Here is a 15,162-nt window from a genome sequence, read left to right as displayed (position 1 = left end):
CCGATGATCACCTTCGTCCTGGTCTCGCTCGCGGTCGCGGTCGTGACCTGCGGGCTGTCGTGGGTCATCTGGAAGCTCAGCCTGCGGTACCGGCTCTACCCGGCGATCCGGGTGCGCGACATGCACACCCGGCCGACCCCGCGCCTGGGCGGGATCGCCATGTTCCTCGGGATCCTCGTCGGCTTCGGCATCGCCTCGCAGCTGCCTTACTTCCGGCTGGTGTTCGCCAACCCCGAGCCGATCCTCGCGATCCTCGGCGCGAGCCTCCTCATCGTCCTGATCGGCGTCGCCGACGACATCTGGGACCTGGACTGGACGACGAAGCTCGCGGGGCAGATGATCGCCGCGGGTCTCATCGCCTGGAAGGGCGTGCAGATCGTCTCGCTGCCGATCGGCGGCCTCACCGTCGGCTCGCCCTGGATGTCGCTGATCATCACCGTGCTGGCGATCGTGCTCGTGACCAACGCCCTGAATTTCATCGACGGTCTCGACGGCCTCGTCGCCGGCGTCGCGCTGATCGCCAACGGCGTGTTCTTCCTCTACAGCTACCTGCTGGTGCAGCAGACGTCGCCGACCGACTACTTCAACCTGGCCTCGCTGATCGCGGTCGTCCTCGTCGGGGCCTGCGCAGGCTTCCTGCCGATCAACTGGCGCCCGGCGAAGATGTTCATGGGCGACGGGGGAGCCCTGCTCGTCGGCATGCTGATGGCGACCTCCGCGATCGCCGTCACCGGCCAGATCGACCCCTCGCAGCTCGCGGCGAAGGAGCTGCTGCCCGCGTTCATCCCGATCATCCTGCCGTTCGCCATCCTGGTCGTCCCGCTGATGGACTTCGGCCTCGCGGTGATCCGGCGGCTGCGTGCGGGCAAGTCGCCGTTCAGTGCTGACCGCAAGCACCTGCACCACCGGCTGCTCGACATGGGGCACTCGCACCTGCACGCCGTGCTGATCTTCTACGCCTGGACGGCGGTCGTCGCCTTCAGCTGCCTGCTGATGTTCGTCGTCGACGTGCTCTGGGTGCCGCTCGCCTTCCTCGCGATCGGACTGCTCGCCTGCACCGTCGTCACGCTCCTCCCGCTCAGCCGCCGCAAGCGGCTCGAGGCGGCGGCGCAGTCGGCGGAGGCGTCCCCCGTCCTCGACCCCCTCGACCGCGCGTCCGAGACCGACACGCGCCGTCCGCCGATCGGGCTACCGCTCGGTCGCGACACGACAGCGCCGCACCAGGCGCGGAAAGAAGCATCATGACCGGAGCCTCCCCGGCCGCCCCCCGCCCCCAGCCCGCCTCGGTGCCCGTCCTCCGGCGCACGCTCGCCGTCGGCGGCGTCTTCGTCCTCGCTCTGGCCGTCGTCGGCGCGATCGTCGGATTCCTCGCCGCCGGCGGTGAGGGTGCCGTCGGCGCCCTGATCGGCGCCGTCGTCGGCGGGGTCATGGTGGCGCTCACCGCCGCCAGCATCCTCGTCGCCAACCGGATGGACATCGGCGGCTTCTTCGCCGTGGTGCTCGGCACCTGGCTCGCGAAGTTCGTCCTCTTCGTGATCGCGGCCCTCGTGCTGCGCGACCAGCCGTGGCTGAACAGCACCGCCATGTTCATCACGATCATCGCGGCGGTCCTCGGCTCGCTCGTGATCGACGTCCTCGTCGTCTCGCGCTCGCGCATGGCGAACGTCAGCGACATCGCCCGATGAGCGCCGCCCGAGTGGCGTCTGAGAGGATCACGATTCGGCTCTCAGGCCGTTCTGTTGCTACAGTAGGGTCCAATCCCCGCAGGCGACGTGTGCCCGTCCTCAGGTCGTCTCATCGTTGATGTCGACCGCCGAGTGCGAACGCCGTCCGAGCGGAATACCCCACCTTTCGTCGTCGCGAGAGCGTTGCGTCCGAACGATTCACGTCGTTCGTCTGCCACGTGCCACGCCCCGAATTCCAGGAGCTAGCGCTGTTTGCTAACGCTGTGACCCTGTTGGTCTCGTCCTCGACCGGTGAGAGTGACTTCCACACCCCGTCGATCTCCGAGTTCTTCCCGCCCGGTTTCCTCTTCGAGGGAACCCCTTTCGAGATCAACCGCGTCATGCTGGTCCGCTTCATCGCGGTCATCGCACTGATGCTGTTCTTCTACCTCGGGACGCGCAAGATGCGCATCGTCCCGGGACGCTTCCAGAGCGTCGTGGAGATGGCCTTCGACTTCGTCCGCGTGACGATCGCGAAGGACATCCTCGGCGAGAAGGACGCGCGCCGCTTCCTGCCGATCCTGGTGACGATCTTCTTCGCGATCATCGCGATGAACCTCACCGGCATCGTCCCGTTCCTGAACATCGCGGGAACGTCGGTCGTGGGCATGCCCCTCTTCCTCGGCCTGGTCGCGTACGTCACCTTCATCTACGCCGGCATCAAGGACCGGGGGATGGGCTTCTTCAAGAACGCCCTCTTCCCGCCCGGAGCCCCGTTCCTGATCTACTTCATCCTCACGCCGATCGAGCTGCTGCAGACGTTCATCATCCGTCCGCTCTCGCTCGCGCTGCGGCTCGTGATGAACATGATCGTCGGGCACCTGCTCCTGGTGCTGTGCTTCTCGGCCACGCAGTTCTTCCTCTTCAGCTCGCAGATCGACCCGGGCTTCAAGCTCTTCGGTGTCGTGACCTTCGCCTTCGGCGGCGCCTTCACGCTCTTCGAGCTGCTGGTCGCCGTGCTGCAGGCCTACATCTTCACTCTCCTCGCTGCGGTCTACATCCAGTTGGCCGTCGCCGAGGAGCACTGACCCCACTACTCACGGGCTCCCGCCCGTTCACACGATCACCCCACTGAAAGGACCCACTCGTGGACTCAGTCACCGTTCTCGCCGAACTCACCGGCAACATCGCGACGGTCGGTTACGGCCTCGCAGCGATCGGCCCCGGCATCGGTGTCGGCATCGTCGCGGGCAAGACCGTCGAGGCCATGGCGCGCCAGCCCGAGATGGCCGGCCGCCTCCAGACCACGATGTTCCTCGGCATCGCGTTCACCGAGGTGCTCGCGCTCATCGGTCTCGCCACCTACTTCATCTTCGCGGCGTAGTCGTGTTCAGCACCGCTGTGAACATCGCTGCGGAAGAAGGTGACGTCCCCGCGGTCATTCTGATCCCGGAGTTCTACGACTTCTTCTGGTCGGGGGTGATCTTCCTCATCCTGCTGTTCTTCTTCTGGAGGCTGGTCCTGCCGCGCATCCAGACGATGCTCGACGCGCGCTCCGCCGCGATCGAGGGGAACATCGCGAAGGCCGACGAGGCCCAGCGACAGGCTGAGATCGCACTCGAGAAGTACACCGCTCAGCTGGCCGAGGCCCGCGCCGAGGCCGGAGTGATCCGCGAGAAGGCGAACGCCGACGGCAACGCGATCGTGGCGGCGAAGAAGGAGCAGGCGCAGGTCGAGGCCGAGCGCATCCTCCAGAACGCGCACGCCCAGATCGAGGCGGACCGCCAGTCGGCCGTCGTCGCTCTGCGCTCCGAAGTCGGAACCCTCGCCATCGATCTCGCCTCCGGCGTCATCGGCGAGAGCCTCAACGACGACGCGAAGGCGTCCGCGATCGTGGACCGCTTCCTCGCCGACCTCGAGGCCTCGGAGAAGGCGAACAGCTGATGGGCAGCGCGTCCAGGCAGGCACTCGCGTCGGCGAAGGCGGAGCTCTCCGCCCTCGGCGGCCAGGCGTCCCTCGACACCGCCCGGCAGCTCTTCGAGGCGGCCCGGGTCATCGACGGGCAGGCGCAGCTGCGCACGGTCCTGTCCGACCCGAGCACCGACGCGGGCAGCAGGCAGGCCCTCGTCGCCCGGGTGTTCGCACCCTTCGGCGAGCCGGCCAAGCGCCTGCTGACCGTCGTCGTGGGCCACCGCTGGTCGAGCCCGAGCGATCTGATCGCCGGGATCGAGGAGGTCGGGGTCCGTGCGATCGCGTCCGCCACTCCGGAGGGCGTCTCGCTCGAGACCGAGCTGCAGACCTTCGGCGCAGTCGTGGCGTCGGATGCTCAGCTCGAGCTCGCGCTCGGCAGCAAGCTCGCCGCGGCGGACTCGAAGGTGGCGCTCGTGCAGCGCCTCCTCGAGGGCAAGGCCTCCGCGGAGACCCTCGCCGTCCTCCGCCAGCTGATCGCGCACCCGCGCGGTCGCCGCATCCCCGAGCTCGTCCGCTTCGCGGCGGGCGTCGTCGCCGACCAGGGCGGATTCACCCTCGCCACGGTCTCGGTCGCGGCTCCGCTGCACCCCGAGCAGCTCGACCGGCTCCGCTCGGCGCTCACGCGCCAGTACGGCCGCCCGGTCTCCGTCAACGTCCTGGTCGACCCCTCCCTCCTGGGCGGCATGCGACTGCACGTCGGCGACGAGGTCATCGACGGCTCCGTCTCGGCGCGGCTGTCCGACCTGAAGCTCCAGCTCGCGTCCTGACGGACGCACGTATCCTCAGGGAGCGGCTCGCGCCGCCTCCGACCTCCGCACCACCCAGGTCAGGCCCCGACGACCGCTTCGGCTCGCACGGACCCAACGAATAGGAATTCCCATGGCAGATATCACCATCAGCCCGGATGAGATCCGCGACGCGCTGAAGGACTTCGTCTCGTCGTACGAGCCGGGCAAGGCGTCCACCACCGAGGTCGGCTACGTCATCGACGCCGCCGACGGCATCGCCCACGTCGAGGGACTCCCCGGCGTCATGGCGAACGAGCTGATCCGCTTCTCCAACGGCGTGCTGGGCCTCGCCCAGAACCTCGACGAGAACGAGATCGGCGTCGTCGTCCTCGGCGAGTTCTCCGGCATCGAGGAGGGCATGGAGGTGACCCGCACCGGCGAGGTCCTCTCCGTCCCCGTCGGCGACGGCTACCTCGGCCGCGTCGTCGACCCGCTCGGCAACCCGATCGACGGACTCGGCGACATCGCCTCCGAGGGCCGCCGCGCCCTCGAGCTCCAGGCCCCCGGCGTCATGTCGCGCAAGTCGGTCCACGAGCCTCTGCAGACCGGCATCAAGGCCATCGACGCGATGATCCCCGTCGGCCGCGGACAGCGCCAGCTCATCATCGGCGACCGCCAGACCGGCAAGACGGCCATCGCGATCGACACGATCATCAACCAGAAGGCCAACTGGGAGTCCGGCGACGCGAACAAGCAGGTCCGCTGCATCTACGTCGCCATCGGCCAGAAGGGCTCGACCATCGCCTCGGTGAAGGGCGCGCTCGAGGACGCCGGAGCGATGGAGTACACGACGATCGTCGCGTCCCCCGCCTCGGACCCCGCCGGCTTCAAGTACCTCGCCCCCTACACCGGCTCGGCCATCGGCCAGCACTGGATGTACGGCGGCAAGCACGTCCTGATCATCTTCGACGACCTGTCGAAGCAGGCCGAGGCCTACCGCGCCGTGTCGCTCCTCCTGCGCCGCCCGCCGGGACGCGAGGCGTACCCCGGCGACGTCTTCTACCTGCACTCCCGCCTGCTGGAGCGCTGCGCGAAGCTGTCCGACGAGCTCGGCGCCGGCTCGATGACGGGTCTCCCGATCATCGAGACCAAGGCGAACGACGTCTCGGCGTACATCCCGACCAACGTGATCTCGATCACCGACGGCCAGATCTTCCTCCAGTCCGACCTCTTCAACGCCAACCAGCGTCCGGCGGTCGACGTGGGCATCTCGGTGTCGCGAGTCGGCGGTGACGCCCAGGTCAAGTCGATCAAGAAGGTCTCCGGAACGCTGAAGCTCGAGCTGGCGCAGTACCGCTCGCTCGAGGCGTTCGCGATGTTCGCGTCGGACCTCGACGCCGCCTCGCGCCGTCAGCTCGCGCGCGGCGCCCGCCTCACGGAGCTGCTCAAGCAGCCGCAGTACTCGCCGTACCCCGTCGAGGAGCAGGTCGTCTCGATCTGGGCCGGAACGAACGGCAAGCTCGACGAGGTGCCCGTCCCTGACGTGCTGCGCTTCGAGCGCGAGCTGCTCGACTACCTGGGCCGCAACACGCAGGTCCTCTCCACGCTGCGCGACACCAACGTGCTCTCCGACGACACCGTCGCCGAGCTGCACCGTGCCGTCGACGGCTTCAAGCTCGAGTTCCAGACCGGTGAGGGCAAGCCGCTCGCCTCGGTCGGGCGCGAGGAGCACAAGGCGATCTCGGCCGACGAGGTCGGCCAGGAGAAGATCGTCAAGGGCCGTCGCTAACAGCGGCCCCCTGACGATTCAGAGAAGGACAACAGGAGACACATGGGAGCGCAACTCCGGGTCTACCGGTCGAAGATCCGCTCGGCCCAGACGACCAAGAAGATCACCCGCGCCATGGAGCTGATCTCGGCCTCGCGCATCCAGAAGGCGCAGAACCGCGTCGCCGCCGCGGCTCCGTACTCGAACGCCATCACGCGCGCCGTGTCGGCCGTCGCGACCTACTCGAACGTCGAGCACCCGCTCACGACCGAGCGCGAGAAGCTCGACACGGCCGCGATCGTGATCTTCACCTCCGACCGCGGCCTCGCGGGCGCGTTCTCCTCGAGCGTGCTCAAGGAGGCGGAGGAGCTGGCCTCGCTGCTGCGCAGCGAGGGCAAGGAGGTCGTCTTCTACCTGGTCGGCCGCAAGGCGAACGCGTACTTCTCGTTCCGCCGGCGTCCGAGCGTCCGCATCTGGACGGGTGGCACCGACCAGCCGGTGTTCGAGACGGCGAAGGAGATCGCCGACGCGGTCGTCGACTCCTACAACCTCGATGACGAAGAGGGCGGAGTGGACGAGATCCACCTCGTGTACAACCGCTTCGTCAGCATGGTCACCCAGCAGCCGACCGTCGTCCGGCTCCTGCCGCTCGAGGTCGTCGAGGGCGCCGAGGATCAGAACACCGATCTGTACCCGCTCTACGAGTTCGAGCCCGACCCCGAGACGGTCCTCGACCGCCTCCTGCCGGTCTACGTCGAGAGCCGCATCTTCAACGCGATGCTGCAGTCGGCGGCGTCCGAGCACGCGGCGCGCCAGAAGGCGATGAAGTCGGCGAGCGACAACGCCGACACGCTCATCAAGACGTACACCCGGCTCGCCAACAACGCGCGCCAGACCGAGATCACGCAGCAGATCGCCGAGATCGTCGGCGGCGCCGACGCCCTGTCGTCCTCGAAGTAGACGGCGCACCTCCCCGACACGAAGCCTCCGCCCTCCGGGTGCGGTGAGACCACAGAAGGAAGAAGCAATGACACTGACCGCACCTGAGGCGGCGACCGGGACTCCGGGCGGGGCCGTTGGCCGTATCGCCCGCGTCACCGGCCCCGTCGTTGACATCGAGTTCCCCCACGACGCGATCCCCGAGGTCTACAACGCGCTCTACACGCACGTCGAGGTCGAGGGCGTCTCGTCCAAGCTGACCTTCGAGGTCGCGCAGCACCTGGGCGACGACCTCGTCCGCGCCATCTCGCTCAACCCGACCGACGGACTCGTCCGCGGCCAGGAGGTCCACGACACCGGCCTGCCGATCTCGGTCCCGGTCGGCGACGTGACCAAGGGCAAGGTCTTCAACGTGATCGGCGAGGTGCTCAACGCTGACGCCGACGGCACGATCAACGGACAGTCGTTCGAGATCACCGAGCGCTGGCCGATCCACCGCAAGCCCCCGGCGTTCGACCAGCTCGAGTCGAAGACCGAGCTCTTCGAGACCGGCATCAAGGTCATCGACCTCCTCACCCCGTACGTGCAGGGCGGCAAGATCGGCCTGTTCGGCGGAGCGGGCGTCGGCAAGACCGTCCTCATCCAGGAGATGATCCAGCGCGTCGCGCAGGACCACGGTGGAGTGTCCGTGTTCGCCGGTGTCGGCGAGCGCACCCGTGAGGGCAACGACCTCATCGCCGAGATGGAGGAGGCGGGCGTCTTCGACAAGACGGCCCTCGTCTTCGGCCAGATGGACGAGCCGCCGGGAACCCGCCTCCGCGTCGCGCTGTCCGCGCTGACGATGGCGGAGTACTTCCGCGACGTGCAGAAGCAGGACGTGCTGCTCTTCATCGACAACATCTTCCGCTTCACCCAGGCCGGCTCGGAGGTGTCGACCCTGCTGGGCCGCATGCCCTCCGCGGTGGGCTACCAGCCGAACCTCGCCGACGAGATGGGCGTGCTCCAGGAGCGCATCACCTCGACGCGCGGACACTCGATCACCTCGCTGCAGGCGATCTACGTCCCCGCCGACGACTACACCGACCCGGCGCCGGCCACGACGTTCGCGCACCTCGACGCGACGACCGAGCTCTCCCGTGAGATCGCGTCGAAGGGCCTCTACCCGGCCGTCGACCCGCTGACCTCGACCTCGCGCATCCTCGACCCCCGCTACCTGGGTGCCGACCACTACCGCGTGGCCACGAACGTCAAGCAGATCCTGCAGAAGAACAAGGAGCTGCAGGAGATCATCGCGATCCTCGGCGTCGACGAGCTCTCCGAGGAGGACAAGATCACGGTGTCGCGTGCGCGCCGGATCCAGCAGTTCCTCTCGCAGAACACCTACATGGCGAAGAAGTTCACCGGCGTGGAGGGCTCGACCGTCCCGCTGAAGGACACCATCGAGTCGTTCGACGCGATCGCCCGCGGCGAGTTCGACCACGTGGCGGAGCAGGCGTTCTTCAACGTCGGTCCGATCACGGACGTCGAGGAGAAGTGGGCCCAGATCCAGAAGGAGAACGGCTGATCATGGCCGCGTTCCTGAAGGTCAGCGTCGTCTCCGCGAACGCGGAGGTCTGGGCGGGCGAGGCGAAGCAGATCTCGGCTCGCACCGTCGAGGGCGAGATCGGCATCCTGGTCGGTCACGAGCCGATGCTCGCGATCCTCGCCTCCGGTGAGGTGCGCGTCACGGCCGCCGACGGGACTCGGATCACCGCGCAGGCGGACGACGGCTTCCTGTCCGTCGAGAACGACGTCGTCACCGTCGTGGCCCGCGAGGCCGCGCTGGTCTGACGACCCGCCGCCTCGAGCGGCGACCGGAGGGGCCGGGTGATCATCGCGATCGCCCGGCCCCTCCGTCGTGCGCGGCGTCCCCTCGCCGCGTTCCCCGCGTGCGCTCGCGCACGCCGTCCTCCCGAGGAGTTTCGTGCACGTCCTGCTTCCCCCGTCCGAGACCAAGCGCGACGGCGGCTCGGCCGAGTTCCGGGTCGAGGAGCTGTCGTTCCCGGGGCTGACCGATCGTCGCGTCGCCCTGCGCGACGCGCTGGTCGCGCTCGCCGGCGACCGGGACGCGGCGTCCCGCGCACTGAAGCTCGGTCCCCGGCAGTTCGGCGAGATCGAGCGCAACGCGGCGCTGCCGACCGCGCCGGCGATGCCCGCGGTGGACCGCTTCGACGGTGTGCTGTTCGACGCGCTCGAGGTGGCGTCGCTCTCGGCCGGTGCGCGCGGCGTCCTCGGCCGGATCGTCGTGGTGCAGTCCGCGCTCTGGGGTCCCGTCCGGGGCCTCGACGGCATCCCCGCCTACCGGCTGTCGCACGACTCGCGTATCCCCGGGATGCCGCTCAAGCGCTGGTGGGCTGCCGAGGCGGGGCGCGAGCTGTCGGCGCTCCCGGGTCTCGTCCTCGACCTGCGCAGCGAGTCCTACGCGGCGCTCGGGCCGCTGCAGCCGGGGGAGGGGCGCTTCTTCGTCCGGGTGCGGTCGCGCGACGCGACGGGGCAGCTGCGCAACCTCAACCACTTCAACAAGCAGGGCAAGGGTCTCTTCGTCCGCGCGCTCGCGGAGGACGGCGTCGAGACCGCCTCCCTCGCCGAGCTGATCGAGTGGGCGGCGTCCCGCGGGTTCGAGCTGGCGCCGAACGCCGGCAGCGGCGAGCTGGATCTCGTCGTGCGCTCGGCCTGAGCGTCAGGAGCGGGCGCGGAAGCACCCGGTGAGGTGGTCGTCGACGACGCCGGCCGACTGCAGCAGGGCGTACATGGTCGTCGCACCGACGAAGCGGAAGCCGGCCTTCCGGAGCGCCTTCGAGAGCGCGAGGGACGCCGGAGTGGAGGTCGGGACGTCGGCGGGGCGGACGATGCGGCCGGGCGGGGTGTCCTCCTCGAACGACCAGACCAGGCGGTCGATCGCGCCCTCGCCGTCGCGCTCGCGCAGGGCGACGGCCGCCTGCGCGTTGCCGATGGTCGCGAGGATCTTGGGGCGGCTGCGGATGATGCCGGCGTCGTCCATCAGGCGGTCCACGTCGTCCGCGTCCATCGCTGCGACGACGTCGAGATCGAAGCCGTGGAAGACCTCGCGGAACCGAGGCCGCTTGCGGAGGATGGTGATCCAGGAGAGCCCCGCCTGGAAGCCCTCGAGGCAGATCTTCTCGAAGAGCGGCCGGTCTCCGTGCAGGGGGACGCCCCACTCCTCGTCGTGGTAGCGGCGGTACTCGACGTCGTCGCCGCTCCAGCCGCAGCGGACGGTCCCGTCCGCGTCGGTGATCAGCCCGTTCTCGGCCGTCATCGGTGCGCGATCCCCTCGTGATCGAGCAGCCAGGCCTTCGTGGCGACGCCCTCGCCGGCACTGAAGCCGGTGATCCGGCCGTCTCCGGCCAGCACACGGTGGCAGCCGACGAGGATCGGGATCGGGTTCGCGCCGACGGCGCCGCCGATGGGCCGACCGGAGCGGAGCCGTCCCGTCGCCTGCCCGAGGGCACCGTAGGAGGTGATCTCGCCGAAGCCGATCCCCTGGAGCGCTCCCCAGATCTCCAGCTGGAAGGGCGTTCCACGGAGCAGCAGCGGCAGGTCGAAGGTGCGCCGCTCGCCGGCGAAGTACGCATCGAGCTGGTCGACCGCGGTGCAGAGGACGGGGAGCGAGCTGTCGGGCAGGTGGTCGTGCGGGAGGGTTCCGCCGTTCTCGATCGCGAGCGAGACGATCGACTCGCCGTCGCTGCCGACCTCGATCCGGCCGAGGGGGCTGACGGTGCGACGCACGTGCAGGGGAGTCGTTCTCATGCCACGAGAGTAGCCGCGGCCCACGTGGGCGACCGGCGGGAATCGGACATCGGTGGACGGCTCCGCAGCTCGGCGGCCTGTGGAGGACGGAACGGGCGCGTCGAGATCCACCGGCCTCGCAGTCCCGCCGTGCTGACGGTGGGCGGGTCTCGATACGCCCCTGCGGGGCTACTCGACCAGCATGTCCGCGCGATCGGCTGCGGCCGGTCGATCAGCAGGTGTGCGCGCGTCCGGGCGCGGTGGGCCTGCGTCCTCCACAGGTGGCGTTCCGGCGATCTGTCTTCCGGTCGCCGTGGGCCCCGTCCCTCAGCGACGCCGGGCCCGCGACCGTTGCCGCATGACATCCACTGCATCGCCTCCGGTCCACCCCGTCGATCACAGCGCCGTGCTCGCGGCGATCCCTCGGCTGCTCGGGCATCCGCCCCACGAGAGCGTCGTCCTCCTCCCGGTGAGAGGCGGGACGCCCACCGGCGCCCTCCGCTTCGACCTCGCTGTCGGCGATCCGACACGAGCCGCTCGGGCCTGGATCGGGGCCCTCGGGCGCTTCGGGCGTGTGGAGTGCTTGGTGATCGTGCTGTTCTCCTGCGGCCGACGCGTTCAGTCCGCCGGTGCGCTGATCGGCGCGCTGAGCAGTCGAGCGCAGGAGCTCGGAATCGCCGTGGAGGTGCTCGTCCCCGCCGGCCCGCGCCGCCCGAGCCGACCGGGCGGCGGAACGACGGTCCGCGGGACGTCCGGCGAGACCCCCTCGGCGGAACTGCTGCCCGCCGTCGACCGAGGGGAGGCGCTGGCTATCGCGGCGGAGGTGGACGCGCTGCTCGACCGGCACCCGCGCGCTCGTCTCCCCGAGGCGGTGACGGCCGACGTCGAGTCCCTTCTGCTGCGTGCAGCCGCGGGTCGTCCCTGGCAGCCGCGGACCCGCGCGCTCGCCGCGCTCATCGTCGGTGCGCAACGGCGGGAAGGGCGGGAGCGGGTGATCCGACTCGTCGCCTCTCCCGACCGCGCCGCTGCGCCGTCCGTCATCGGGCTCATCGCGCACGCGGCCGCGGCGGCGCCGGGGACCGAGCGGGGACCGCTGCTGGTCCTGCTCGCCACGCTCCACTGGTCGTCGGGGTCGATCCGCTCAGCGGCGCTCCTCGCGCGGGAGGCGGTCCGCCTCGACCCGCACGATCACGACTCGCGGATCCTCGCAGCCGCTCTCGAGGGCGGCGAGCCGTGCCCGTGGGCCGCCGAGGGCCGCCGTGCCGCGTGAGGCGCGTCCGGCGTGCTCGTGCGCGCCGCCAGTCCCTCCGGCGGCGCACACGAGCACGTCAGAGTCGCGCCCAGGCCTCCGTCAGCACGGAGCGCAGGATCTGCTCGATCTCGTCGAACTCCTTCGGTCCGATGGTGAGCGGCGGCGCGAGCTGCACGACGGGGTCGCCGCGGTCGTCCGCCCGGCAGTACAGGCCGGCGTCGAAGAGCGCCTTCGAGAGGAAGCCGCGGAGCAGGCGCTCGGACTCCTCGGCGTCGAAGGTCTCCTTGGTCGTCTTGTCCTTGACCAGCTCGATCCCGAAGAAGTAGCCCGCGCCGCGGACGTCGCCGACGATCGGCAGGTCGAGCAGCTTCTCGAGCGTGGAGCGGAAGAGCGGCGAGTTCTCCCGCACGTTCTCGTTGAGCTTCTCCTCCTCGAAGATGTCGAGGTTCTCCAGCGCGACCGCGGCCGAGACGGGGTGCCCGCCGAAGGTGTAGCCGTGCGGGAAGGAGACCTCGCCGTGCCGGAAGGGCTCGTAGATGCGGTCGCTGACGATGGTGGCGCCGATGGGGGAGTAGCCGCTGGTCATGCCCTTCGCGCAGGTGATCATGTCCGGCACGTAGCCGTACTCGTCGCAGGCGAACATGTGGCCGATCCGCCCGAAGGCGCAGATCACCTCGTCCGAGACGAGGAGTACGTCGTGCCGGTCGCAGATCTCGCGCACCCGCTGGAAGTAGCCGGGCGGTGGGGGGAAGCAGCCACCGGAGTTCTGCACCGGCTCGAGGAAGACGGCCGCGACCGTCTCGGGGCCCTCGAACTCGATCATCTCCTCGATGCGGTCCGCGGCCCAGACGCCGAAGGCCTCCAGGTCGTCGCCGTGCTGGGGCGCGCGGTAGAAGTTGGTGTTCGGCACGCGGAAGCCGCCGGGCACGATCGGCTCGAACATCGCCTTCATCGCCGGGATGCCGGTGATCGCCAGGGCGCCCTGCGGGGTGCCGTGGTAGGCGACCGAGCGCGAGATCACCTTGTGCTTGCCGGGCTTGCCCTGGAGCTTCCAGAAGTGCTTCGCCAGCTTGAAGGCCGTCTCGACGGCCTCACCGCCACCGGTCGAGAAGAACACGCGGTTGAGGTCGCCCGGTGCGTGATCCGCGAGGCGATCGGCGAGCTCGATCGCCGAGGGCGTCGCGTATGACCAGAGCGGGAAGAACGAGAGCTCGGCCGCCTGCTTGGCCGCGGCCTCCGCGAGCCGACGCCGGCCGTGGCCCGCGTTGACGACGAAGAGCCCGGAGAGCCCGTCGAAGTACTTCCGGCCCGTGCTGTCCCAGATGTGGTGGCCCTCACCCCGGGTGATGATGGGGACCCCCGCGCCGGAGTCCATCACCGACTGCCGGGTGAAGTGCATCCAGAGGTGGTCCTTGGCCTTCTTCTGCAGCGCCGCGTCGTCGAAGCCGGCGGGGGCGTCCTCGCCCTTCACCGGATCGCCGGACGCGAGGCCCTGGCTCGAGAATGCTGTCTCTGTGGTCATCGGTTACCGCGTTCCCCAGTTGTAGAACTGCTTGTGGAGTTTCAGATAGACGAAGGTCTCGGTCGAGAGCACCCCCGGGAGCGACCGGATCTCCTGGTTGAGCAGGGCGATCAGGTCGTCGTCGTTCTCGCAGACGACCTCGGCGAGGATGTCGAACGTGCCGGCCGTCAGCACCACGTAGTCGACGGCGGGGATCGCCGCGAGGCTGTCCGCCACCACCCTGGTGTCCCCCGTGACGCGGACCCCGATCATCGCCTGGCGGTAGAAGCCGAGCTGCATCGGGTCGGTCACGGCGACGATCTGCATCACGCCCGACTCGGTCAGCTTCTGCACCCGCTGGCGGACCGCCGCCTCGCTGAGCCCGACCGCCTTGCCGATCTCGGCGTAGGAGCGCCGGCCGTCGGCCTGCAGCTGCTCGATGATCGCCTTGGACACGTCGTCGAGCTGGAGCGGGCGCGGCGCAGGAGGGCGGGAGGGGCTCATGCGATGATCCTGGCAGCCTCGGCGGGGCCCGGCAAGTGAATCCGCATCGGTGAGGCGTCCCGGATGACGGAATCCACTGTCGCGGAAGCGCTCTCGCCCACGCGGAGGACGGTCGGTCCGATCCTCCGCGGGAGCGCTGCGGAGCGCCGCTGAGCGGGCGTCGCCGGTGCTCGCACAGCCGCTAGCATCGGAGGGATCGGCCCGCATGCGCGGAGCCGGCGGAGGCGAGGAGACGCGATGACGCAGATCGGCCGCAGCCGAGCGTCGGTGACCGTCCCCGTCTCGGCCTGGTCCTCGGACACGCCCTCCGCGGAGGTCACCCTCGGCTGGGCGGCGCGCACCGAGGTCGGCCTGGTGCGCAGCGCCAACGAGGACAGCTACCTCGCGAAGACACCGCTCTTCGCCGTCGCCGACGGGATGGGCGGTCACGCGGCCGGAGAGGTGGCGAGCGACGCCGTCGTGTCCCGGCTCTCCCTCGCCGCGACCGGCAGCACCGTGGGAGCGGAGGAGATCGACCGCGCACTCCGTGAGGCGGTGGACGACATCGCCCGCCAGTCGCGCACCGCCGACGGCGGGACCGGGACCACCGTCACCGGAGCGGCACTGACCGCCGTGGGCGGCGAGCCCTACTGGTCCGTCTTCAACATCGGCGACTCGCGCGTCTACCTCTGCGTTCAGGGCGCCCTGGTCCAGCTGACGGTCGACCACTCGATCGTCCAGGAGCTCGTCGATGCCGGCCTGATCACCCGGGACGAGGCCGACGTGCACCCGCACAGCAACGTGATCACCCGGGCGGTCGGCTTCCACGAGCCGCCCGTCCCCGACTACCGCCTGGTCCCCGTCATCGCCCCGTCGCGGCTGCTGATCTGCTCGGACGGCCTGACCAAGGAGCTCACGGACGCGGGCCTCGAGCACGTGCTCTCCACCGCGGAGACGGCCCAGGACGCCGCCGACGGACTGGTCGAGGCGGCGCTCGGCAACGGTGGACGCGACAACGTGACGGTGATCGTCGTCGACGTGCTCGCCGTCACCGGCGAGAGCGACTGATC

The 15,162-nt window shown here is 69.7% G+C and carries 17 protein-coding genes; 13 read left to right on the top strand and 4 right to left on the bottom strand.

Annotated features, from left to right (window positions below; translation table 11 throughout):
* Positions 1-3 precede the first annotated feature (3 nt).
* The 11 genes from EDF43_RS04135 to yaaA all read left to right on the top strand — a co-directional run bounded on the left by EDF43_RS04135 (position 4) and on the right by yaaA (position 9,786).
* Complete coding sequence (locus tag EDF43_RS04135; RefSeq protein ID WP_123735361.1) at positions 4-1,245, top strand: MraY family glycosyltransferase; 1,242 nt, start codon at positions 4-6, stop codon at positions 1,243-1,245.
* Positions 1,242-1,685 carry a hypothetical protein gene (locus tag EDF43_RS04130; protein ID WP_132435744.1) on the top strand — a complete coding sequence of 148 codons (444 nt, stop codon included), beginning with the start codon at positions 1,242-1,244 and terminating at the stop codon, positions 1,683-1,685. The genes EDF43_RS04135 and EDF43_RS04130 overlap by 4 nt, the downstream gene beginning before the upstream one ends.
* Positions 1,686-1,948: 263 nt before the next feature.
* Positions 1,949-2,752, top strand: coding sequence for a F0F1 ATP synthase subunit A (atpB, locus tag EDF43_RS04125; RefSeq protein WP_123445503.1), 804 nt, complete (start codon positions 1,949-1,951; stop codon positions 2,750-2,752).
* Positions 2,753-2,811: 59 nt separating this feature from the next.
* Positions 2,812-3,048, top strand: coding sequence for an ATP synthase F0 subunit C (locus EDF43_RS04120; RefSeq protein WP_055794702.1), 237 nt, complete (start codon positions 2,812-2,814; stop codon positions 3,046-3,048).
* 2 nt (positions 3,049-3,050) lie between these two features.
* A complete protein-coding gene (locus EDF43_RS04115; protein ID WP_243582674.1) occupies positions 3,051-3,608 on the top strand; it encodes a F0F1 ATP synthase subunit B in 558 nt (185 codons plus the stop codon).
* The gene (locus EDF43_RS04110) at positions 3,608-4,402 is read left to right on the top strand and encodes a F0F1 ATP synthase subunit delta (protein ID WP_123735363.1); all 795 of its coding nucleotides are present in this window, start codon (positions 3,608-3,610) and stop codon (positions 4,400-4,402) included. The genes EDF43_RS04115 and EDF43_RS04110 overlap by 1 nt, the downstream gene beginning before the upstream one ends.
* A 112-nt stretch (positions 4,403-4,514) precedes the next feature.
* A complete protein-coding gene (gene atpA, locus EDF43_RS04105) occupies positions 4,515-6,152 on the top strand; it encodes a F0F1 ATP synthase subunit alpha (protein ID WP_132435743.1) in 1,638 nt (545 codons plus the stop codon).
* Positions 6,153-6,194: 42 nt separating this feature from the next.
* The gene (locus EDF43_RS04100; protein ID WP_123445506.1) at positions 6,195-7,091 is read left to right on the top strand and encodes a F0F1 ATP synthase subunit gamma; all 897 of its coding nucleotides are present in this window, start codon (positions 6,195-6,197) and stop codon (positions 7,089-7,091) included.
* A 67-nt stretch (positions 7,092-7,158) separates the two neighbouring features.
* The gene (gene atpD / locus EDF43_RS04095) at positions 7,159-8,634 is read left to right on the top strand and encodes a F0F1 ATP synthase subunit beta (RefSeq protein WP_123445507.1); all 1,476 of its coding nucleotides are present in this window, start codon (positions 7,159-7,161) and stop codon (positions 8,632-8,634) included.
* Positions 8,635-8,636: 2 nt separating this feature from the next.
* Entirely contained in the window at positions 8,637-8,900 is a 264-nt protein-coding gene (locus EDF43_RS04090) for a F0F1 ATP synthase subunit epsilon (protein WP_123735364.1), read from the top strand.
* A 133-nt stretch (positions 8,901-9,033) separates the two neighbouring features.
* The gene (yaaA, locus tag EDF43_RS04085; RefSeq protein WP_132435742.1) at positions 9,034-9,786 is read left to right on the top strand and encodes a peroxide stress protein YaaA; all 753 of its coding nucleotides are present in this window, start codon (positions 9,034-9,036) and stop codon (positions 9,784-9,786) included.
* A gap of 3 nt (positions 9,787-9,789) precedes the next feature.
* On the opposite strand, the gene EDF43_RS04080 is transcribed toward yaaA, so the two are convergent.
* Together EDF43_RS04080 and EDF43_RS04075 are read right to left on the bottom strand one after the other, a co-directional pair.
* The gene (locus tag EDF43_RS04080; RefSeq protein ID WP_132435741.1) at positions 9,790-10,386 is read right to left on the bottom strand and encodes a DNA-3-methyladenine glycosylase I; all 597 of its coding nucleotides are present in this window, start codon (positions 10,384-10,386) and stop codon (positions 9,790-9,792) included.
* Positions 10,383-10,877 carry a methylated-DNA--[protein]-cysteine S-methyltransferase gene (locus EDF43_RS04075; protein WP_123735367.1) on the bottom strand — a complete coding sequence of 165 codons (495 nt, stop codon included), beginning with the start codon at positions 10,875-10,877 and terminating at the stop codon, positions 10,383-10,385. The genes EDF43_RS04080 and EDF43_RS04075 overlap by 4 nt, the downstream gene beginning before the upstream one ends.
* 337 nt (positions 10,878-11,214) lie before the next feature.
* On the opposite strand from EDF43_RS04075, the gene EDF43_RS04070 reads away from it, so the two are divergent.
* Positions 11,215-12,126, top strand: a complete 912-nt coding sequence (locus tag EDF43_RS04070; protein ID WP_165909012.1) for a DUF4192 family protein — start codon at positions 11,215-11,217, stop codon at positions 12,124-12,126.
* A gap of 58 nt (positions 12,127-12,184) precedes the next feature.
* Here the strand turns inward: EDF43_RS04070 and EDF43_RS04065 are convergent, their stop codons facing one another.
* Together EDF43_RS04065 and EDF43_RS04060 are read right to left on the bottom strand one after the other, a co-directional pair.
* Positions 12,185-13,630, bottom strand: a complete 1,446-nt coding sequence (locus EDF43_RS04065) for an aspartate aminotransferase family protein (protein WP_123445513.1) — start codon at positions 13,628-13,630, stop codon at positions 12,185-12,187.
* A 3-nt stretch (positions 13,631-13,633) separates the two neighbouring features.
* A complete protein-coding gene (locus EDF43_RS04060; RefSeq protein WP_123445514.1) occupies positions 13,634-14,113 on the bottom strand; it encodes an Lrp/AsnC family transcriptional regulator in 480 nt (159 codons plus the stop codon).
* Positions 14,114-14,350: 237 nt separating this feature from the next.
* Here EDF43_RS04060 and EDF43_RS04055 point away from each other — a divergent pair, with 237 nt between their 5' ends.
* The gene (locus EDF43_RS04055) at positions 14,351-15,160 is read left to right on the top strand and encodes a protein phosphatase 2C domain-containing protein (RefSeq protein WP_123735369.1); all 810 of its coding nucleotides are present in this window, start codon (positions 14,351-14,353) and stop codon (positions 15,158-15,160) included.
* Positions 15,161-15,162: the final 2 nt, after the last annotated feature.

The sequence above is a fragment of the Rathayibacter sp. PhB179 genome, from assembly GCF_004345345.1.
Classification (GTDB): Bacteria; Actinomycetota; Actinomycetes; order Actinomycetales; family Microbacteriaceae; genus Rathayibacter; species Rathayibacter festucae.
The sequence above is the reverse complement of the archived record's forward strand: the minus strand, read 5'-3'. Positions and strand labels throughout refer to the sequence as shown.